This is a genomic window from Ruegeria faecimaris (assembly GCF_900182615.1).
In the GTDB taxonomy this organism is placed as follows: Bacteria; Pseudomonadota; Alphaproteobacteria; order Rhodobacterales; family Rhodobacteraceae; genus Ruegeria; species Ruegeria faecimaris.
The window spans coordinates 58,523-78,477 of record NZ_FXTE01000013.1 but is presented as its reverse complement, the minus strand read 5'-3'; the positions used below and the strand labels follow the sequence as shown (position 1 = coordinate 78,477).

Annotated in this window: 28 protein-coding genes; 8 read left to right on the top strand and 20 right to left on the bottom strand. The window is 56.9% G+C overall.

The window, feature by feature from the left end; genetic code table 11:
* Positions 1-2: 2 nt before the first annotated feature.
* The gene (locus FN806_RS16825; RefSeq protein WP_142639259.1) at positions 3-1,232 is read right to left on the bottom strand and encodes an SGNH/GDSL hydrolase family protein; all 1,230 of its coding nucleotides are present in this window, start codon (positions 1,230-1,232) and stop codon (positions 3-5) included.
* Positions 1,233-1,464: 232 nt separating this feature from the next.
* Between FN806_RS16825 and FN806_RS16820 the strand changes: the two genes are divergently transcribed.
* Positions 1,465-1,857, top strand: a complete 393-nt coding sequence (locus FN806_RS16820; RefSeq protein ID WP_142639257.1) for an META domain-containing protein — start codon at positions 1,465-1,467, stop codon at positions 1,855-1,857.
* Here the strand turns inward: FN806_RS16820 and recO are convergent.
* The 13 genes from recO to folK all read right to left on the bottom strand — a co-directional run bounded on the left by recO (position 1,841) and on the right by folK (position 11,810).
* Positions 1,841-2,566 carry a DNA repair protein RecO gene (gene recO, locus FN806_RS16815; protein WP_142639255.1) on the bottom strand — a complete coding sequence of 242 codons (726 nt, stop codon included), beginning with the start codon at positions 2,564-2,566 and terminating at the stop codon, positions 1,841-1,843. The genes FN806_RS16820 and recO overlap by 17 nt on opposite strands.
* Positions 2,567-2,660: 94 nt before the next feature.
* Entirely contained in the window at positions 2,661-3,050 is a 390-nt protein-coding gene (locus FN806_RS16810) for a SemiSWEET transporter (RefSeq protein WP_246097298.1), read from the bottom strand.
* 82 nt (positions 3,051-3,132) lie between these two features.
* A complete protein-coding gene (locus FN806_RS16805; RefSeq protein WP_142639253.1) occupies positions 3,133-3,462 on the bottom strand; it encodes a DUF1491 family protein in 330 nt (109 codons plus the stop codon).
* On the bottom strand, positions 3,459-4,367 hold the full coding sequence (gene era, locus FN806_RS16800; RefSeq protein WP_142639251.1) for a GTPase Era: 909 nt from the start codon (positions 4,365-4,367) through the stop codon (positions 3,459-3,461). The genes FN806_RS16805 and era overlap by 4 nt, the downstream gene beginning before the upstream one ends.
* 202 nt (positions 4,368-4,569) lie before the next feature.
* On the bottom strand, positions 4,570-5,250 hold the full coding sequence (gene rnc, locus FN806_RS16795) for a ribonuclease III (RefSeq protein WP_142639249.1): 681 nt from the start codon (positions 5,248-5,250) through the stop codon (positions 4,570-4,572).
* A complete protein-coding gene (gene lepB, locus FN806_RS16790) occupies positions 5,247-6,086 on the bottom strand; it encodes a signal peptidase I (RefSeq protein ID WP_142639247.1) in 840 nt (279 codons plus the stop codon). Before lepB ends, rnc begins: the two co-directional genes overlap by 4 nt.
* 57 nt (positions 6,087-6,143) lie before the next feature.
* Complete coding sequence (gene acpS, locus FN806_RS16785; RefSeq protein ID WP_142639245.1) at positions 6,144-6,563, bottom strand: holo-ACP synthase; 420 nt, start codon at positions 6,561-6,563, stop codon at positions 6,144-6,146.
* Positions 6,560-7,183, bottom strand: a complete 624-nt coding sequence (locus FN806_RS16780) for a LysE family translocator (RefSeq protein ID WP_142639243.1) — start codon at positions 7,181-7,183, stop codon at positions 6,560-6,562. Before FN806_RS16780 ends, acpS begins: the two co-directional genes overlap by 4 nt.
* On the bottom strand, positions 7,180-7,926 hold the full coding sequence (locus FN806_RS16775) for a pyridoxine 5'-phosphate synthase (RefSeq protein WP_142639241.1): 747 nt from the start codon (positions 7,924-7,926) through the stop codon (positions 7,180-7,182). Before FN806_RS16775 ends, FN806_RS16780 begins: the two co-directional genes overlap by 4 nt.
* Positions 7,919-8,617, bottom strand: a complete 699-nt coding sequence (locus FN806_RS16770) for a DUF2062 domain-containing protein (protein ID WP_142639238.1) — start codon at positions 8,615-8,617, stop codon at positions 7,919-7,921. Before FN806_RS16770 ends, FN806_RS16775 begins: the two co-directional genes overlap by 8 nt.
* Positions 8,618-8,633: 16 nt before the next feature.
* Positions 8,634-10,766 carry a RelA/SpoT family protein gene (locus FN806_RS16765; RefSeq protein ID WP_142639236.1) on the bottom strand — a complete coding sequence of 711 codons (2,133 nt, stop codon included), beginning with the start codon at positions 10,764-10,766 and terminating at the stop codon, positions 8,634-8,636.
* 26 nt (positions 10,767-10,792) lie between these two features.
* Positions 10,793-11,146: a DNA-directed RNA polymerase subunit omega gene (rpoZ, locus tag FN806_RS16760; protein WP_142639234.1), complete on the bottom strand. Its 354-nt coding sequence runs from the start codon at positions 11,144-11,146 to the stop codon at positions 10,793-10,795.
* A 94-nt stretch (positions 11,147-11,240) separates the two neighbouring features.
* A complete protein-coding gene (gene folK, locus FN806_RS16755; RefSeq protein WP_142639232.1) occupies positions 11,241-11,810 on the bottom strand; it encodes a 2-amino-4-hydroxy-6-hydroxymethyldihydropteridine diphosphokinase in 570 nt (189 codons plus the stop codon).
* Positions 11,811-11,950: 140 nt separating this feature from the next.
* On the opposite strand from folK, the gene FN806_RS16750 reads away from it, so the two are divergent.
* From FN806_RS16750 to FN806_RS16725, 6 genes are all read left to right on the top strand, one after another.
* Positions 11,951-12,520 carry a LabA-like NYN domain-containing protein gene (locus FN806_RS16750; protein ID WP_142639223.1) on the top strand — a complete coding sequence of 190 codons (570 nt, stop codon included), beginning with the start codon at positions 11,951-11,953 and terminating at the stop codon, positions 12,518-12,520.
* A gap of 191 nt (positions 12,521-12,711) precedes the next feature.
* Positions 12,712-13,662 (top strand): 4-hydroxy-3-methylbut-2-enyl diphosphate reductase, encoded by a 951-nt coding sequence (gene ispH, locus FN806_RS16745; RefSeq protein ID WP_142639221.1) that lies wholly within the window; start codon positions 12,712-12,714, stop codon positions 13,660-13,662.
* Positions 13,659-14,111 (top strand): DUF3429 domain-containing protein, encoded by a 453-nt coding sequence (locus FN806_RS16740; protein WP_142639219.1) that lies wholly within the window; start codon positions 13,659-13,661, stop codon positions 14,109-14,111. The genes ispH and FN806_RS16740 overlap by 4 nt, the downstream gene beginning before the upstream one ends.
* Positions 14,108-14,692, top strand: coding sequence for a class I SAM-dependent DNA methyltransferase (locus FN806_RS16735; RefSeq protein WP_142639218.1), 585 nt, complete (start codon positions 14,108-14,110; stop codon positions 14,690-14,692). Before FN806_RS16740 ends, FN806_RS16735 begins: the two co-directional genes overlap by 4 nt.
* Complete coding sequence (rnhA, locus tag FN806_RS16730) at positions 14,685-15,152, top strand: ribonuclease HI (RefSeq protein WP_142639217.1); 468 nt, start codon at positions 14,685-14,687, stop codon at positions 15,150-15,152. Before FN806_RS16735 ends, rnhA begins: the two co-directional genes overlap by 8 nt.
* On the top strand, positions 15,149-15,778 hold the full coding sequence (locus FN806_RS16725) for a trimeric intracellular cation channel family protein (protein ID WP_142639216.1): 630 nt from the start codon (positions 15,149-15,151) through the stop codon (positions 15,776-15,778). The genes rnhA and FN806_RS16725 overlap by 4 nt, the downstream gene beginning before the upstream one ends.
* Before the next feature lie 7 nt (positions 15,779-15,785).
* Here the strand turns inward: FN806_RS16725 and FN806_RS16720 are convergent, their stop codons facing one another.
* From FN806_RS16720 to def (FN806_RS16700), 5 genes are read right to left on the bottom strand one after another with little or no spacing between them, the layout of a single operon-like run.
* A complete protein-coding gene (locus FN806_RS16720) occupies positions 15,786-16,022 on the bottom strand; it encodes a GlsB/YeaQ/YmgE family stress response membrane protein (protein WP_142639215.1) in 237 nt (78 codons plus the stop codon).
* Position 16,023: 1 nt separating this feature from the next.
* Positions 16,024-16,260 (bottom strand): hypothetical protein, encoded by a 237-nt coding sequence (locus FN806_RS16715; protein WP_142639214.1) that lies wholly within the window; start codon positions 16,258-16,260, stop codon positions 16,024-16,026.
* A 6-nt stretch (positions 16,261-16,266) separates the two neighbouring features.
* Complete coding sequence (fmt, locus tag FN806_RS16710) at positions 16,267-17,181, bottom strand: methionyl-tRNA formyltransferase (protein WP_142639213.1); 915 nt, start codon at positions 17,179-17,181, stop codon at positions 16,267-16,269.
* Between the two features lie 2 nt (positions 17,182-17,183).
* On the bottom strand, positions 17,184-17,678 hold the full coding sequence (gene def / locus FN806_RS16705) for a peptide deformylase (RefSeq protein ID WP_142639212.1): 495 nt from the start codon (positions 17,676-17,678) through the stop codon (positions 17,184-17,186).
* A complete protein-coding gene (gene def, locus FN806_RS16700) occupies positions 17,675-18,193 on the bottom strand; it encodes a peptide deformylase (RefSeq protein ID WP_142639210.1) in 519 nt (172 codons plus the stop codon). The genes def (FN806_RS16705) and def (FN806_RS16700) overlap by 4 nt, the downstream gene beginning before the upstream one ends.
* Before the next feature lie 94 nt (positions 18,194-18,287).
* Here def (FN806_RS16700) and FN806_RS16695 point away from each other — a divergent pair, with 94 nt between their 5' ends.
* Positions 18,288-19,460, top strand: a complete 1,173-nt coding sequence (locus tag FN806_RS16695; protein ID WP_142639208.1) for a MalY/PatB family protein — start codon at positions 18,288-18,290, stop codon at positions 19,458-19,460.
* Between the two features lie 35 nt (positions 19,461-19,495).
* On the opposite strand, the gene FN806_RS16690 is transcribed toward FN806_RS16695, so the two are convergent.
* Positions 19,496-19,849, bottom strand: coding sequence for a hypothetical protein (locus FN806_RS16690; RefSeq protein WP_142639206.1), 354 nt, complete (start codon positions 19,847-19,849; stop codon positions 19,496-19,498).
* Between the last annotated feature and the right edge of the window lie 106 nt (positions 19,850-19,955).

Sequence of the window (19,955 nt, the reverse complement as noted above, 5' to 3'; positions counted from 1 at the left end):
GGTCAGGACGGGGTCTTACACTGGCTGATCCGTTCCGCCACCACCGGCAGCATCCGCGCAGCCACCAGCTTTGACCCTTCGGGCGTCAGATGCGTGTAATCGACATACAGCACCTTGTCTTTGTGGAGGGGACCGCCGATCTCGGCAATATCGGTGAAAGGCACATTGGCCTCTTCAAACAAAGCAGGGAAATCGACCCGCGCGCGATGCATCAGATCTTCGCGTCCCGGCTTGTACCAATCCCGCGTGAGCTGGGCGATTTCGCGGTCGGTCTCGCTTAGGACATTGGTGTCCTCATAGACGACCTCAGGCTGCAAAAAGACGTGATAGCAAAACCCGTGGTAGTCGCCGAATGTTTCGATCAGCTTGTAATTGCGCAAAAATCCGACCTTTGCAGTCTGCGCAAGCTCTGCTGAAAAGTCTCTTTGCAAGGCGGTAACATCCCCATACGTGATATTTTTGGGGATTTCATAGCGGTCGAACAAGCCTTGCGTAAATTTCGAAGCCAGTTTGAAGGTATAGGAATACTGCGCCGGGTACCGCAGGAACGCATAGGCTGAAAAGAAGGGTTTGCGATCATTCAAGGCGTCAATCATGCGTGCGGACGAGTAAGCATAACTTTGGACCGGATTATCGACCCCAACATTGTAAAAATCATTGTGGCCATCCAGAAACACAATCATGTCCGGGCTGTACTCATATAGCGTCTCGTACAGGTACAACACATGTTGAAAACTGTGATACGCAACAACTCCGGCGTTGATCACCTCAATCGTCACACCGGGCATCTGATCGCCCAACCGCTCGCGCAGGTCCTGCTGCAGGAAATACGCAACCGTTTCCTGATTGGTGAGCGTTGGGTGGTCAGGATAAATACTGCCCTGCGATCCGATGGCATAAGCAGTTGAGCCACCCATCAGAAAAATGCGGAACGTGTCGTCGGGTTTTGGCTGTTCAATCAGCGTATCGTGGCGGAACCCTTGATCGGAATGGATACGCTGTCCGCCAGTATCAAATCCTCGCTGATAGTCTGGGTTCAGTTTGTGACCACGGATCGAAGAGTATAGATGTCGCTCTGCCGTATTGCCCAGCGTGTTGTCATACACATAAACCACGGTGAAATACGAAAGCAGTTCAACCAGCAGGAAGAGAAAGAGGGCATAGATCAAAATCATAAAAAACTTGGTTACAGGTCGCATCCGCCCCATGCCAACATCATCATTTCCGCTCACTACGAAGCTCCAATTCTATCAGGTCAAAATCAAATAAACCTGGCGTATATACCGGTGTAAAAATTCCACCTAACTGCCCAAATCTTAGGAAAGGCCCGTTATTCGCTTTCAATATGTCCAAGATGTTTTGCAAGTCAACGGTCACCATTGTATCCGATCCTTTACCTAGTCGGTTCAAAACAATGCGTCCAAGCCCAGGAAACTGTTCTTCGCTGATTTCAGGAATTCTGCCATGTTGCGTTACATAATGCTGCTTTCCCTTTCCGGATTACTCCAATGTCAGAAGGATGAAACCGTTGCGGCCTATGGTGCTGCCGAACGGGAATGGGCCCTGCAAGAGATCAACGGTCAACCCTACAATGCCAGTGCCTTATTGCGATTTCTGGAAGAAGGCAAAGTAGCGGGCAACGCCCCCTGCAACAGCTACACGGGCAGGCTTAACGCGCCCTATCCATGGTTTGAGCTGACCGGCCTGACAGCAACCCGTGCCGCCTGTGCCGGGCTTGAGGCAGAAGGGATCTATTTCGCCGCCCTGCTTGCCATGACCCAATCCGAAGTATCAGGGAACCTGCTGATATTGCGCAATGAGGACGGGCAGGAAATGGTGTTCAAAGCTGCCGATTGATCTGATCAATAAACCGCGCCCGTGCGCCGGGCAGAGGGTTGTTCCCCAACGAAGGAGCGACATGATTCTCTAGAAAATGTCCGGTGGTCAACAATCCTTGCACCAATTCGGTATCCGGAGCGTCGCCCACGCCACGCAGGCAAGGTGGCAAGGGAAGCAACCTATCCACCCAGTCCCCTGCCCCATCAACGCTGACCGCACGACCTGTTTTCGGAGAAACATAATCCAAACCTTCTGTTACACCCGTCACGGCACAGCGTGTCAGGTCAAGGCCAAACCCCAGCTCTTCCAGCAGCGACAATTCCCACCGCAGATAGGCAAGCACCCAAATTTCGTCCTGACCCAGCAGATCCATCAACTGTTCGGTTTGTTTATAGATGCGCGGATGCGCTTCGCGCTCAGGCAAACAGAACGAGAGCAGGGCCACCACCGCATTCAATCCGGCCAGCGCAAGCCTACCCGAAAACGCCGCCGCCGCCCGCGACCGCAGGGGCTCGACCTGAAAAGTGCCGATATGCTCCTCGAGCCGTGCGCGCCAAAGCACATCTAATTGCGCCCCGGGCTGCAGGATCGGCGCGATCTTGCGGCTGGTTCCACCACGTACGACGCCGGCATGACGACCGTGGCCTTCGGTAAAGACCTCGATAATTGCCGCCGTTTCGCCATGGCGGCGTGAGGTCAGAAGTATGCCGTGGTCGCGCCAGTCCAAAGCGTGTCCAATCTTGTGGGGTCAGTCCTGCCCGAGCAAAAGAACGCAAAGCCGGGACCACTGCAAGAGAGACCGGGAAATCGTCGACCTATTGTCAGAACGTGACCCCCGCGTGGATCAGGATACCCAGGACCATAAGAAGGTTCAGCACCATAGAAATGCCGTTGCCAACATAGATGGGCAACTTCTTGACGATCAGACCGTAGATGAACCAAAGCAAAGACAACGCCGCATAGAGCGACCATGTTAACAGCGATTGGCCCGACGCATGTTGAGAGTGGGTAAAGAAGAGCTTCACAAGCTGTGGAAGCGTGGCAAACGGGCCTAAAATGCCGACAAATACCATGAAACCCTCGAAGTGCTTCATCACAAGACCAAGGTTTGACTTTATGAACTTCTGACCAAATGTTTCAGCCAACGTAAGACCTCTATCCTTGCCATAGGCCGCAACAACCCGTTTCAGCACCATCCGATAAATACGCATACAAATAGCGAAAATGGGCCATCTTACCTAGACCTATGACATAACTTTGGCAGAGGCCTGCACCGCGTCTGTGCTACTACCGCTAATCCAGACCGTCCTCACCCAGCAAATGGCGCCCCTGCCGGTCTTCGACCTCAATCACCCAGAGGTCAGGGTCAAAGCTGCGCTGGCGTTGGATAGCCTCGTCCACATCGACCTCGGGACCAGAGGAGAGTTCAACCCACTTGCGCTCACCGCTCATCAGATCAAAGCTGCGCTGAAAGGCTGTGGCCTGACCGTCCAACGTGTTGAGCTTGATCAAAACCGCGCCGGCTGTGTCGTCACCATGGGCCACAACAAAGGCCGGTATTTCCTGAAATCGCAACCGTGCCAGATAGGCGTGAACCCAGAAGTCTGCCGTCAGTCGCGTCATGCGTTTCCGTCTTTGAATTCCAGACCCATTTCCGAATAGCGCTCAGATTCCTCCAGCCAGTTTGGCCGGACTTTGACCTGCAGGAACAGGTGGATCTTGCGATCAAGGAACTCTTCCAGCTCGGCCCGTGCCGCCTGGCTGACGGCCTTGATGGTCTCGCCCTTTTTGCCCAGAACGATACCTTTATGGCCGTCGCGCATGACATAGATGATCTGGTCGATCTTTGCCGACCCGTCCTTGCGCTCTTCCCAATTCTCGGTCTCGACGGTCAGCTGATAGGGCAGTTCCTGATGCAGCCTCAGGGTCAGCTTTTCGCGTGTCATTTCCGCCGCAATCATACGCAATGGCAGATCAGCGATCTGGTCTTCGGGATACAGCCACGGGCTTTCGGGCAATTCGCCTGCCAGCCATTTACGCAGATCGTCAACCCCATGGCCTTTCTCGGCCGAGATCATGAAGGTCTCGGCAAACGCGTAGCGCGAATTGAGGTCGCTGGTCAGGGCCAGCAGAACTTCGGACTGCACCCTGTCGATCTTGTTGATGGCCAGCGCGACGGTGCGGCCCGGACCGATCTCGTTCAGACCTTCAAGGATGCGCTCTACGCCCTCGGTGATGCCACGATGCGCTTCGACCATCAGGACAACCACATCGGCATCCGCGGCCCCGCCCCATGCGGCGGCCACCATTGCCCGATCCAGACGGCGGCGCGGTTTGAAAAGGCCCGGCGTGTCCACAAAGACCAGCTGTGCATCACCTTCCATCGCCACGCCCCGGATGCGGGCGCGGGTCGTCTGAACCTTATGTGTCACGATCGAGACCTTGGCCCCGACCATGCGATTCAGAAGGGTGGATTTGCCTGCGTTGGGCTCTCCGATCAGGGCGATAAATCCGGCGCGTGTCGTCATCTGGGGTTTGATCCTGTTTGCAGATGGGCCTCCCTATCGCAGAAAGAGGCAGCGGACCAGAGCGATTTGCAGCTTTGGCACTTGCGTTCAGGATGGCATTGGGTGGGGTATGGTGAGCGACCCATCACCGGATAGGATCCGTGTTCGACCAATAGGCATCTCCGGCCAGCCCTCAGGAGACCGACTATTTTTACCCGGTAGACTAATTCTGCAAACGGTCCAGCAACGACTTGGCAGCCGCCTGTTCGGCCTGACGCTTTGACCCTGCTGTTGCCTGCTCTTCTGCCCCGTCCTGAAGACGCGCAGCAATGGTGAAGACCGGCGCATGGTCCGGGCCAGAGCGTCTGACTTCGACATAGCTGGGCGGTTTCTGGCCCCGTGCCTGCGCCCATTCCTGAAGCGCCGTTTTGGCGTCACGGGCGTCGGCCTCGACATCGTGGATGCGATCACCCCAGAGTTTTAGGATAACGGCGCTGGCGACCTCGAACCCGGCGTCGCGATAAACTGCAGCGATGACCGCCTCCATCGCGTCGCCAAGCAAAGCTTGTTTGCGCCGCCCACCGGACAGCATTTCAGACCGGCCCAGTTTCAGTACAGCACCCAAATCAATCTGCAGCGCCACATCTGCACAGGCCTCTTTGCGCACAAGCGCATTGAACCGGGGTGCAAGCTGACCTTCGCTGGCCTTTTTGTCCGCCTCCAGCAAGGCCGTTGCCATCACCAGACCCAGCACCCGGTCGCCCAGAAACTCGAGCCGCTGGTTGTCCGGGCGCGTAGCCGAGGATACCGATCCATGGGTCAACGCGCGCACCAACAGCTCGGGGTTGGCAAATTCATGCCCCAGACGCTTTTGAAACGCCTTTATTTCGGCGGAAAGCTTCAATTCACAGCCTTAAAGAAGCGGTCTCCGCGCCAGGTCCAGAAGAACAGCATCGACCGGCCAGCGGATGAGAACATGATACGATCTGCACGACCAATCAGGTTTTCATAGGGTACATATCCGACACCCCCGGCCGATTGCGGCAGGCGGCTGTCGCTAGAATTGTCGCGGTTATCGCCCATAAAGAAGAATTCGCCTTCGGGCACTGTATAGACGCCGGTATTGTCCGACCCCTGATTGCCGATATTCAGCACATCATAGGACACCCCGTTGGGCAGGGTTTCAATCATGCGGGATTTCTCACAAATGCCACCACGGCCAACCGGGCCATTTTCACAGCGCGGGCGCAACCCTTGCGGACCTTGCGGCGCCGCTACCTCGGTGAAGACGCCATCGGGTTGCTGCGGAACCGGAGTACCGTTCAGGATGATCTGGCCCTCGATGATCTGGATACGATCGCCGGGCAGGCCGATCAGGCGTTTGATATAATCGCGACCCGTTACCGGATGACGGAATACGATCACATCACCGCGCTCGGGATCGCCGGCCCAGATACGGGTGTTGTCATCACTTTGCATCCAGCCACAAACATCCTCGGCGTCGATATTGAGGCCGACGCTAGGAATAATCAGACTGGGGCAAGAGGCATAGGAATAGCCATAGGCCATTTTGTTGACGAACAGGAAATCCCCGATCAACAAGGTCTGTTTCATCGACCCCGACGGAATCCAGAACGGCTGAAAGAACAGGGTACGGAAAACGCCCGCGATCAACAGCGCATAGACGATGGTTTTGATCGTCTCCCACACGGGATTTCCGGTTTTGACGTCCTCGGCCATACTGCTCTCCGGTCCTTGGTTTGTTGGGGTGCTACATGCGCGGCGCGGCGGGGTTAGTCAAGACAGAGCGCTGCGTTCGCGAATTGGGCGCGCCTCGATCACCACGAAGGCCTGCGCCCAGGGGTGGTCATCGGTTAGGGTGACGTGGATGATCGCCGCATGACCCTCGGGGGTCATATCGTTGAGCCGTTCCGCCGCCCAACCGGTCACATGCATCACTGGCTGGCCGGTTTTAAGGTTGGTGACAGCCATGTCCTTCCAGGAAATCCCCATACGAAGCCCGGTGCCCAGCGCCTTGGAGCACGCCTCTTTCGCGGCCCAGCGCTTGGCGTATGTGCCTGCTGTGTCGGCGCGGCGTTCGGCCTTGCGTTGTTCAGTGTCGGTAAAAACGCGGTTACGGAATCGGTCACCAAACCTGTCGAGCGTGCCCTGAATGCGGTCTATGTTTGCGAGGTCTGTGCCGATGCCTAGGATCATGACAACCGCACCGTCAAAATCTTGTAACTTGCCACCCCAAAGAACCCGGCAAAGGCAAAATCGAACCAGCGGCGGGCGCGGCGGTAGGCGCGGACTGTGCGTTCGGAAGAGAACAGGAATGCATAGCTGATGAAAATGAGAAGCGAGCCCGCGTAAAGTAGGCCGAAATAGCCAAGCAGCATCGGCAAGCTGGCGTCATTCGGGGCAACGATAGCGTAGATCGAGCCCCAGCTGAGGATCGCCTTGGGGTTGGTCAGGTGGATCGCCGCGCCTTTGGCAAAGATGGCGCGTAGCGAGCCGGTGACCGGGTTGCCCAACGCCATCTCATCCGACGACAGCGCCCGTTTCAGGGCCTTGAGCGCCAGCCAGCCCAGATAGGCTACACCGACATAGCGGATCATTTCGAACACCCAGACATTGGCCAGCATGATCGCCGACAGGCCCAGCGCGGCGGCGATGCCCCAGGCAGCGGACCCAGCACAGATGCCCAGTGCAAAGACCAGACCGGCGCGGCGGCCTTCGTTCATTGCAGTTCCGGCGATGCCCATGGTTGCCGGACCGGGTGAGCCTCCGGCCATCAACCAGGCGATCCAGATTGCTATGAAACCCGAGGTTATCATCCCCGCGCCTCATCCATCAGGCGGCGCATTTCCTGAATGGCGGGGGTCATGCCCAAAAAGATCGATTCGCCAATCAGAAAGTGACCAATGTTCAACTCGCGCACCTCGGGAAAAGCAGCGACAGGTTTGACCGTGTCGTATGTCAGACCATGTCCGGCATGCACTTCGAGGCCAAGCGAATGGGCAAAGGCGGACATGTCGCGCAGGCCTTCCAGCTCTTGCGCTGCCTCATCCAGTTTGCCTTCGGCATGGGCGTCACAATAGGCGCCTGTGTGCAGTTCGATCACTTCGGCGCCGATGCGATGCGCGGCCTCGATCTGGCGACGGTCGGCGGCGATAAAGATCGACACGCGACAGCCCGCATCACGCAAAGGTGCAATGAAATGGGCCAGTTTGTTTTCTTCGCGCGCGACTTCCAGCCCGCCTTCGGTGGTCCGTTCCTCGCGCTTTTCGGGGACGATGCAGACCGCGTGCGGCTTATGGCGCAAAGCGATTTGTTGCATCTCGGGCGTGGCTGCCATTTCAAAATTCAGAGGTACCGAAAGAACCTCCATCAACCCGTCAATATCTGCGTCCGAAATATGCCTGCGATCTTCGCGCAGATGGGCAGTAATGCCATCTGCACCGGCCTGCTCGGCCAGCGTGGCCGCGCGCAAAGGGTCGGGATAGACCCCACCACGTGCATTCCGCACTGTGGCCACATGGTCGATATTCACACCGAGACGCAAACGGTTCTCAGACATCCTTTGATTCCTTTCCCAAATCCTGGCTCGAGCCTAGTTGGTTTGACTCTGGAACGGCAGCCTCGGATTCAGCCAGACGTTTGATTTCTTCAAACTTCTTTTTGATCCTGTCGCGACGCCGTTGCTGATAGGTGTGGACCAGCGGCAGGCTGAGATAGTAGCAAACCACCCCAGCCAGCAATCCGGGAAGAATGCCGCCAATCAGGTACGGAAAGAAAACCTCGTCGTAGAAAATTCCCAGCCCGTGCCAGTCAGCTACCCGGTCAGTGAATACTGCAATCAGGTTGTCTTTGAGATCACCGATCGCATTGGCAAACTTCCCCATAAGCCCATGGGTGTCGCCCTCTTCAAACTCGGTGCCCAACAGGAAATGCCCGGTCTGAAGGCAAACCACCCCGATGGGCACATAGGTCAAAGGGTTTCCGAAAAACGTACCGCTGAGTGCAGCCAGCATATTGCCGTTGAACAATCGCGCAGCCAGGGCGGCAATGCCAAAATGCAGCCCGTAAAAAGGTGTAAAGGCCGCAAACACTCCAAACCCTACCCCGCGGGCGATGCGTTCAGGTGAATCCGGCAATCGCCGGACGCGGTGTTTCACATAGTGAAAGGCCCGGGTCCAGCCACCACGAGGATAGACGAATTCCGATGCGATCTGGACAGGCGAGCGTCGATCTCGGCGCTTGAATACCACTCCTGATCACCCCTTCTCAGCCAGCCGCAACTGCGGATTTAGCTCTGTCTCTGAAACGTTCAACCGCTGCAACATCGCTTTCGGCCTCAAGCATCAACATCAACGAATGCAACTGCTCAAGGTCGCGCAGCTCTACGTTGACCAGCAGGCGGTAAAAATCCGGTTTGCGATCCACAAATTCTAGGTTCGAGATATTGGCCTTTTTCTCGCCGATCAATGTACAAATGCGACCCAGCACACCTGCGTCATTGCCAATCGTAACATCAATCGTTGCCCCGTAAACAGCCGGGTGAGTTCCCGAGTGCCAGTGCAGATCGACCCAGCGTTTGGGCTCACTCTCGTATTCGCTCAGGCGATCACAGTCGATTGCATGCACGACAACACCTTTGCCGCGATAAGTGATCCCGACGATCCGTTCACCCGGCAATGGCTGGCAGCAAGGGGCGCGGTCAAACTTCTGCCCCGGCTCAAGACCGATCACGGCCCGGCGCATCGGAATGGCATCACCATCATCTTGCGTCAGTTCCGGGTAGACGGCGCTGACCACATCATGGGCAGTTAGTTCTGCACTGCCCAGGCGCGCCAGCAGCTCATGCCGGTCTTTCAGGCGCAGATGCTTGGCAGCAGTGTCCAGCGCCTTGTCGGTCGCTTTGCGCCCGACATGTTCAAATCCCGATCGCGCGAGTTCTTTGCCCAGCTTGATGAACCGCTCTCGGTCAACCTCGCGCAGGGCGCGACGAATGGCTGTACGGGCTTTGCCGGTGACGGCAATTTCCAACCACGTGACTTGGGGAGTCTGACCGTCAGCTGTTATGATATCCACCGACTGACCGTTTTTGATCCGGGTCCAAAGTGGCACGCGAATACCATCAACCTTGGCCCCTACACAGGCGTGCCCGATGCGCGTGTGGATGGCATAGGCAAAGTCAATCGGCGTCGCACCACGCGGCAGTTTCACCACGTCCCCCTTAGGCGTGAAACAAAAGACCTGGTCCGAATACATCTCGAGCTTGACTGCCTCGAGGAAATCCTCGTGATCCTCTTCGCTGTCGAATTGTTCAGTCAGGTTGGCGATCCACTTAGCCGGGTCGACGGCAAAGGGGTTTTCCGAACGCACGCCATCCCGATAGGACCAGTGCGCGGCCACGCCGGTTTCGGCGACATCATGCATCTGACGGGTGCGGATCTGAACCTCGACCCGCTTGCCGTCACGGCCTGAAACGGTGGTGTGGATCGACCGATAACCGTTCGATTTCGGCTGACTGATATAATCCTTGAACCGCCCCGGTACGGCGCGCCAACGCTGGTGGATCGCTCCAAGGGTTCGATAGCAGTCTTCTTCGCTTTGCGTAATGATGCGGAACCCGTAAATGTCGGACAGACGCGAGAACCCCTGGTCCTTTTCCTGCATTTTACGCCAAATCGAATAGGGTTTCTTGGCACGGCCAAAAACCTCGGCTTCAATCCCGGCCTTTTCAAGTTCGTGCCGCATGTCGCCGGTGATCCGGTGGATCACGTCACCCGTTTCGCGCTGCAGCGTGATGAAGCGGCGGATGATGGACTGGCGGCCTTCAGAGTTGAGAACGCGGAAAGCGAGGTCTTCCAGCTCTTCCCGCATCCATTGCATACCCATACGGCCTGCGAGCGGCGCGTAGATATCCATCGTCTCGCGCGCTTTGACGATCTGCTTTTCGGGCCGCATCGCCTTGATTGTGCGCATATTGTGCAGACGGTCTGCGAGCTTAACCAGAATGACCCGCAAATCCTTGGACATCGCCATGAACAGCTTGCGGAAGTTCTCGGCCTGTTTGGTTTCGCGGCTGGACAGCTGAAGGTTTGTCAGTTTGGTGACCCCATCAACCAGCTTGGCGACTTCTTCGCCAAACAGCTCAGACACTTTGCCGTAATTGGCCTTGGTGTCTTCGATCGTATCGTGCAGTAGCGCCGTGATAATAGTCGCATCATCCAGACGCTGTTCGGTCAGGATGGCGGCAACGGCAACGGGGTGGGTGAAATAGGGCTCGCCAGAATGGCGGAACTGCCCATCATGCATCTGCTTGCCGAACTCATACGCCTTGGCAATGCGGTCTGCATTCGTTTTTGGATTGTAGTTGCGGACCAGCGCAATCAGGTCTTCAGCAGAAATCATCCGGTCCGCACCTTCATTTGTGGGGATTACCCCTGGCCTTGAGCCTCCATCAGAGCGCGCAGCAGCTTTTCTTCGGACATGTCGTCATCCGCAGGCTTGTCTGTTTCCGCACCCATCAGCAGCGCCATCTGGTCTTCTTCAGGCTCGTCGACCTCGATTTGGGTCTGGTTGGCCTCAATCAGCCGCTCGCGCAGCTCATCAGCGCTTTGAGTCTCGTCAGCGATCTCACGCAGAGAAACAACCGGGTTTTTGTCGTTGTCACGGTCAACGGTGATCGGACCACCGGCGGAAATCTCGCGCGCACGATGGGCGGCAAGCATCACCAGTTCAAACCGGTTCGGGACCTTGTCTACGCAATCTTCAACCGTCACGCGGGCCATGGGGCGCTCTCCGTTACTGAATCCATGTCAGGAAGAGGTTTATCTAAGGGCGAATCCCTGCCTTGACAAGCAGGAAATGCTGCAAATGCACCAATCATAACGGGGTAACTGCCGCAATATCGTCCGAAGGAAGCCCCGCAAGCATTTCCATGACGGTCTGGTCCAGTATCGGATGCCGCCAGTTCGGGGCAACATCCGCCATGGGAACAAGCACAAACGCACGATCCTGTACCCTTGGGTGCGGCAGGATCAACTGATCCGGCGCCTGCTGTTTCTGATCTTCGGGTGGCAGAGATAACCAGCTTTGAAAAACCTCGCGGTCGGGCAGAACCAGATCATCGTAACAGACCAGGTCCAGATCCAACGTCCGCATTCCCCAGCGCTGAATCCTCTCACGCCCGTAATCATGTTCAATTCCATGCAATATCTGCAGCAACTCAAAGGGTGACCTTTCAGTCTCGATCAACACGGCCGCATTCACATAGTCCGGGCCCGCGCCCTCAGGAAAACAAGGGGTCGCATAAAAGCGGCTTTCAGCCCGAATCAACAGCCCCTGGCGCAAAATCGCGTCAATGGCATGCCGTAGCGTCAGATGGGGCTCAAAACCTCTCACTTTGAGATTTGCGCCGAGGGCAAGCACTGCTTTTGAGGTGGTTTTGCGCATCCTACTCCCTATATTCGGCGAATTGCATACTTGCGATACACCATAAAACCCCTAATTATGGGGATATCAATGCGCTGTATTTTCCCAAGCCTCACTCACGTAACACGCAGCGCGCTGATTTGTACCGGAAGGATCTATTTATGTTTTATAAAGACGAACGGCTAGCGCTGTTCATCGACGGCTCGAATCTTTATGCAGCCGCAAAAGCACTGGGGTTTGACATTGACTATAAACTGCTGCGCCAGGAATTCATGCGCCGCGGTAAGATGCTCAGAGCTTTCTATTACACAGCGCTACTTGAAAATGACGAGTATTCGCCCATCCGTCCACTGGTTGATTGGCTGCATTACAATGGCTTCACCATGGTTACGAAACCGGCAAAAGAATACACCGACAGCATGGGGCGTCGGAAAGTCAAAGGTAACATGGATATCGAACTGACCGTCGATGCCATGGAGCTTGCACCACGTGTAGACCATATCGTGCTGTTTTCCGGCGATGGGGATTTCCGCCCGCTGATTGCAAGCCTGCAACGTCAGGGGGTACGCGTTTCTGTGGTGTCGACCATCCGCAGCCAGCCACCCATGATCTCGGACGAATTGCGCCGCCAGGCCGACAACTTCATCGAGCTGGAAGATCTCCGCGACGTGATCGGTCGCCCGCCGCGCGAAATGCCGATGGAACCGCGCACCGTTGCCGCAGGCGGGTAATAACCTGGCCCCAAAGCAAACTCGGTTGAAAATAAGCGCGGTCAGGGGAAACCCTGGCCGCGCTTTTTAAACAAAGATCAGGTGCTGAAAACACCTATTGGCTAGCATTGAACCATGTCGGATCAATGACATTGTCCTGACTGGACCATGGCCGTGAAAAGACTTACCTGTGTCGGTAAGGAGAACGCGACATGACCAAGCCCCCCCTGACCCTCTATCTTGCCGCCCCGCGCGGGTTCTGTGCTGGTGTCGACAGGGCCATAAAGATTGTCGAGATGGCGCTGCAGAAATGGGGCGCCCCGGTCTATGTTCGGCACGAGATTGTCCATAACAAATTCGTGGTCGATGGATTGCGCGCCAAAGGTGCGATCTTTGTCGATGAACTGGAAGACTGCCCCGACGATCGCCCGGTAATATTCTCGGCGCACGGGGTTCCCAAATCGATACCCGCGACGGCGGCGCAGCGCCAGATGGTCTATGTCGACGCCACCTGCCCGCTGGTCTCCAAAGTCCATGTCGAAGCACAGCGCCACGCCGAAGCCGGGCTGCAGATGATCATGATCGGACATAAGGGCCATCCCGAAACTATCGGAACGATGGGACAGCTACCGGAAGGAGAGGTTTTGCTGGTCGAAACCGTTGCAGACGTCGCAGACGTCCAGGTCCGCGACCCTGACAAACTGGCCTTTGTCACTCAGACGACCCTGTCGGTTGACGATACAAAGGATATCATTGCAGCGCTTCAGACCCGATTTCCATCTATCGTCGGCCCTCACAAAGAAGATATCTGTTACGCTACAACCAACCGGCAAGAAGCAGTCAAGGTTGTGGCCCGGAAGTCCGATGCCCTGTTGGTTGTGGGGGCGCCGAATTCATCTAACTCACGCCGTTTGGTCGAGGTCGCGGCACGCGCTGGATGCAGCTATGCCCAACTGGTGCAGCGCGCGACCGACATCGACTGGCGCGCACTCGAAGGTATCTCTTCGATCGCTCTGACAGCAGGCGCTTCTGCCCCCGAGGTTCTGATCAACGAAGTTATCGATGCGTTCAGGCAGCATTACGATGTGACGGTCGAAATGGTTGAAACAGCGACCGAGAATGTCGAATTCAAAGTCCCGCGCGTCCTGCGCCAACCCGCATGAGCGGCATACCAAGGGCGCCGCTGTTTCTGGGGTTGGCCGGGCTGATCCCCTTCATCTGGGGCGCGCTGACCTATCTGAACGGCGATCTGAACGACTGGGGCCGACAGGCGCTGGGCGCACGTTTTGTCGGTCCGTATATCCAGTTGTATTATGGGGCGATCATCCTCAGCTTTATGTCCGGCGTGCTGTGGGGGTTTTCCAGTAAAACCTCTGGCAGCAAGGCCGCGACCTGTTATGCGCTGTCCACATTACCCGCCCTGTGGGCCTTTCTCAAAACCGGCAGCGGGCCTGTCAGCACTGGCACAAATCTGATGTGGGGGTTTGGCGGGCTACTGATGTTGGATGCCATCTTTTCGTATTGGCGGCTTACACCGGTCTGGTGGATGCGGTTGCGCATTTTGCTGACCGCAGTCGTATTGGCCTGCCTTGCCGTCGGAGTCTATCTGTGAGCGATCCCAAAACTATCAACGCCTATACCAACAACGTGGCCGAATACCTCAAGGTTCCTCTACCACCGGAGCAGCTGACATCGCGTCAGGAATTTGCCGATGCCGTCGGTAAGGGGCATGTGTTGGATCTGGGCTCGGGCCCCGGGTCAGACAGCGCGTTCTTTCTACGCCAGGGCCTGAGCGTGCATGCGCTGGATGCGACGCCCGCTTTTGTTGACTATGCGCGCGCCAATGGCGTGGACGCGCATCTGGGTACTTTCGACGACGTGACCGAAGTGGCCGCATATGACGGCATCTACGCCAGCTTCTCGCTGCTGCACGCGCCTCGCAAGGATTTCCCACGCCATTTGGCGGCCATCCACCGGGCGCTGAAACCGCAGGGCGTTTTTTTCCTGGGCCTCAAACTGGGCACGGGCGAACATCGCGATCATCTGGATCGCTATTATAGCTACTTCTCGCAGACAGAGATCGAGGAGGCCCTGGCAGATGCCGGCTTTACCATCGACGGGATTAGGACCGGGATCGGCGAAGGTCTGGCGGGTTCTTACGATGGCTTCATTCTGGTGCTGGCCCATGCCTGAACTGTTTGCCTATACTGACGGTGCTTGTTCCGGCAATCCAGGCCCGGGTGGCTGGGGCGTGTTGCTGCGTGCAATGGAAGGCGACACCGTCCTGAAACAGCGTGAACTGAGCGGCGGCGAAGCTGAAACCACCAACAACCGAATGGAACTGCTGGCCGCGATCAGCGCGCTTGAAACGCTTGAACGTGCCTCTAAAATCACCGTAATCACTGACAGCGCCTATGTGAAAAACGGCGTCACCGGTTGGATCTTCGGCTGGAAAAAGAATGGCTGGAAGACCTCGAACAAGAAGCCGGTTAAGAATGTCGATCTGTGGCAACGGCTGGATGAGGCGCAGATGCGCCATGATGTGACTTGGGAATGGGTCAAGGGCCATGCGGGTCACCCGGAAAACGAAAAGGCCGATGAACTTGCCCGCGCAGGCATGGCCCCATTCAAACCAAAGAAGGCACAGACATGAGCGGTTTGGACCTGCTCGATTATGCCTCGGTTCTGGTTTTTGCGCTGACTGGCGCATTGGTCGCCAGTCGCGCGCAGCTTGATCTTGTAGGGTTTGCCTTTATCGCCTGCCTGACCGCCGTTGGCGGCGGCACGGTGCGTGACCTGCTGTTGGATCGGAATCCGGTGTTCTGGGTTGGCCAGCCCAGCTATGTCCTGATGGCCTGCAGTGCGGCGGTGCTTGTGTTCTTTACAGCCCATCTGGTCGAAAGCCGATATAACTGGCTGGTTTGGTTGGACAGTTTCGCCCTGTCCATTGCAGTAGCTGCCGGCACGGGCGTCGCATTATCCTTGGACCAATCCGGCACGATCGTGGTATTGATGGGTGTCACCACCGGATGCTTTGGCGGCCTGATGCGGGACGTGGTCTGCAACGAGGTTCCGCTGGTGCTGAAACAGGGTGAGCTTTATGTGTCTTGCGCCCTTGCAGGCTCGGTAGCGGCCGTTATTGCCAAACGGATGGGGTTCGAGGAGCTGACCGTGCTTGCCGCCTGCGCCCTGATCTGCTGGGCATTGCGGGCAGGATCGCTGCTGTTCGGCTGGAAACTGCCCGTCTACAAAAGCCGCCCGCCACGCAGTCGGCCTTGATCAAGGCTTAGCGGCGCATATAGGTCTGCCAGATCCAGATCACCAGAAGCGCCCCCAGCACAGCGCCGACAAACCCGGACAGCCAGCCCATCATCGTGAGCAATGCCCGCAGGAGAAACCCACCAACCAAGGCACCAATGATACCGATCAGCATGGTGGTGGGAATATCTGCCTCAATCCGCATCAGGCGGGTGGCCAGAAAACCCGCAGCGGCGCCGATGACGATCAGGGCGATGACGGGCATGTCACTTCCTCCAATGGGTCGGAACGATGATCAGCGCCCCGATCGAGGACAGCACTGCATCCAGACCGGGCGGGCCAAAGCTGACCCCGAACATGATGCGCACGAAATAGAACAGGAATGCACCACCTACGCAGATGATGATCGACTGCAGAATGCCATTATGGGTAAAGCCGGATTTCTCGGACAGATAGCCGACAATCCCAGCAATAACGACAGTCCCCATCAGGATCATGAACATGGCGGCCTACTCCGATGACAGGCGGGTACCAACGGCAATCGGCCACCCCCGCAGAAAAGTTTCCCTATCCTGCGCCCCTTTACCCGCCCGTTGCAAGCGCAGCAGCTCGATCGCGTCATCGTCACAGGCAACCTTCAGTTGGTCGTCAAGAACCTCTCCTGCAACACCCTGCCCCTCGGCCAATTTGGAACCAAGCAGCTTGATCCGCTCGCCATTCATCTCGGTCCAGGCGCCGGGAAAGGGGGACAGGCCACGGATCTGACGGTCAATTTCGACCGCGGGTCTGGCCCAGTCAACACGCGCCTCAGCCTTGTCGATCTTGGCGGCATAGGTCACGCCGACGTCGGGTTGAGGCTCGGGCGTCAGGTTCGGCAGTTTGGACAGTGCCTCGACGATCAGAGAAGCGCCCATTTCAGACAGCCGGTCATGCAACTGCCCTGTGGTCTCCTGCGCACCAATGTCGGTGGCCCGCCGCAACAGGACTGGCCCGGTATCCAGACCAGCCTCCATCTGCATGATGCAAATACCGGTTTGCGCATCACCCGCCATGATCGCCCGATGGATCGGCGCAGCCCCCCGCCAGCGCGGCAACAGGCTTGCATGAATGTTCAGACATCCCTGCGTAGGCGCATCCAGAATCGGTTGTGGCAACAACAGACCATAGGCCACGACGACAGCCACATCCGCATTCAACGCGGCAAAGGCGTCCTGTTCTTCCGCTGATTTCAATGAGACCGGATGCCGAACGGTCAGTCCCAATGCCTCGGCCCGAGCATGAACGGGGGTTGGACGATCCTTTTTGCCTCTGCCCGCTGGGCGCGGAGGCTGGCAGTAGACGGCGGCAACCTCATGCCCCGCATCAATCAGCGCGTCCAGCACCGGAACCGAGAAATCGGGTGTCCCCAAAAAGATCAGCCGCATGCCTACCCCAGCTTTTTAGCTTTGCGCAGCAGAATGTCTCGTTTGACCTTGCTGAGCCTGTCGAAATACATCTGCCCGTTTAGATGGTCGATCTGGTGCTGCACGCTGGTGGCTTCGATCCCGACAAAGTCACGGCGGTCGATGATGCCTTTTTCGTTGAGAAACTTTACCGTCACAGCCCGGGGACGTTTCACATTGGCCGACACGCCAGGCAAGTTTGGGCTGGCTTCTTCATGCTCGCGCAATTCGACCGATCTGTGCAGGATCTCAGGGTTTGCCAGCCGCACAGCCCGCCCCCTCTCGGTCGAGCCATCGACCACCGCCAGCCGGAGCATCACGCCGATCTGCGGTGCGGCAAGGCCGACGCCGGGCATCGCCTCCATTGTGTCGATCATGTCATCCCAGATGGCACGAACCTCGTCAGTAATTTCGGTGATATCTTCGGCTTTAGTCCGCAGACGCTTATCAGGCCATGGCAGGCAGGTACGAACGGTCATTCGCGCGCCTGCTCGCGTTTCAGCTTTTGCATTTTTCGGGTGATCATCTGGCGTTTCATAGGCTTAAGATAATCGATGAACAGCTTCCCGTTCAGGTGGTCAATCTCATGCTGGACACAGGTTGCCCAAAGGCCATCGAATGTTTCCCGCTGCGCGTTACCATCACGATCGATCCAAGCCACGTCCACGATCTTTGGGCGCGTGACTTCGGCGAATTGTTCGGGGATCGAAAGACAACCTTCTTCATAGACATTCGTCTCGTCCGACGATGCGACCACTTCGGGGTTGAACATAATCAGCGGGCGTGGAGCCTCGCCCTCTTCCTTGACACAGTCCATAACGATCAGCCGGTCCAGCATCCCAATCTGAGGCGCTGCCAGCCCGATACCAGGCGCATCATACATCGTCTCAAGCATGTCATCAGCCAGCTGGCGCAATTCGTCCGTCAGATCCACTACGGGAGAGCAGATCTTTTTCAGGCGGGGGTCGGGATGGATCAGTATATTGCGTTTCATGAGGTTGATTTAGGCCATCACGCCCTAAGCCGCAACGCCCCCCTTGCACCTGCCGAATTTGCGGCTAGCTTTCATCCGGACAGATGGAGCAGATATGACATTCAACGACCTGATCGACCGCCGCGGCACTAACAGTTCGAAATGGGACAAGCTTGAAAAGCTGTATGGCCTTTCGCCGGATGACGGTCTGGCAATGTGGACGGCCGATTCCGACTATTCTACGGCGCCTTGTGTGATCGACGCTGTGCGTAACGCGGCGGATCACGGTGTTTTCGGATATTCCTGGATGCACCCGGACTACCTGAATTCCATCCAATGGTGGATGAAGAACCGCCACGGGTGGGAGATCGATTCTGATTGGATTCTGACGTCGCAGGGTCTGGGAAATGCGATTGCGCTCTGCCTCGATGTCTGGACCAGTCCGGGCGACGGAGTGGTCATCTTTACACCCGTCTACCATGAGTTTGCACATAAGGTGAAAAAGTCGGGTCGGCGCGTGGTGGAATGCCCCTTGATGCGCGACGGCGACGGCTATGGCCTTGATCTGGAAGACGCGCAGTCGCGGCTGGATGGAACCGAGAAGATGCTTTTGTGGTGTTCGCCTCAGAACCCCTCGGGCCGGGTCTGGACGCCAGAGGAATTGCGCGCAGTCGCGGCATTTGCGGAACGGAACGACCTTATTCTGGTTTCGGACGAGATTCACCACGATCTGGTCTATCCCGGCACGACCTTTGTTCCGATGGATGTCGCCGCGCCGGATGCGCGGCCCTGGACCGTGACACTGACGGCAGCGTCCAAGACTTTCAACATCGCCGGTCAACGGACGGGGAATATGATCATCCCCGACCCGGATCTGCGCGCCGCGATGCGTCGCCGAATCCAGACACTGGATTATGATCCCAGCGCATTGGGAGTCGCAATGATCACCGCTGCCTATTCGACTGAAGGGGCCGCTTGGGTGGATGAACAGATCGCCCATCTTGATAGCAATCGAAAAATCTTTGACGCTGCAATCGCAGAAATCCCTGGCCTGTGGTCAATGCCCCTACAGGCAACCTATTTGGCTTGGATTGATTTCTCGGGCACCGGAATGGACCACGCAGAATTTACCCGACGTCTGCGCGAGGATGCAAAAATCGCCACCTCGCCCGGCCCCGGCTTTGGTGCGGGTGGAGAGACATTCGAGCGGTTCAATCTTGCGACGCAACGCGGGCGTGTCGAAGAGGCCAGCAAACGGCTGAAACACGCGTTTTCCGATCTGCAATAGCGGGATGCCCATCGGCAGACCCGATGGGCAAAAGCCTAGTCCTTGTTTCCAAGCAGCGCGATGGGCGCGTCCGGAGATCGATAGAAATCCAATGGGGCCTTGTCGGAGGCGGCCGTGCTGCGCTTGAATTCATAACGCATTTCGCCTGCCTCACATTCATCGGCAATGATCAGGCATTGATATAAGTGACGCGCGCCATCGTAGATATCGACCAAACCGCGCAATCGAGGCGTGGTCGCGGCCTCTACGGTGAAGCCATCCTTCCACAATCGGAGAATTTTGTAGGTATTGTCACCCAATTCGACACGAAGTCGGCTGGTTTTCTTCAGACTCGCGATTCGCGCAGCATCCAATTCGGCGCTGATTTCTTTGGAAACATAGGTACTCATATCAAAACTCCCCCGCAGCGGACTCTATTTTGGAACGTAGACTGTAAAAATCCAGTGAAGCCGATCACTCAACGCGGTCGAATCCAAACCTGTTGCACGGAAATCC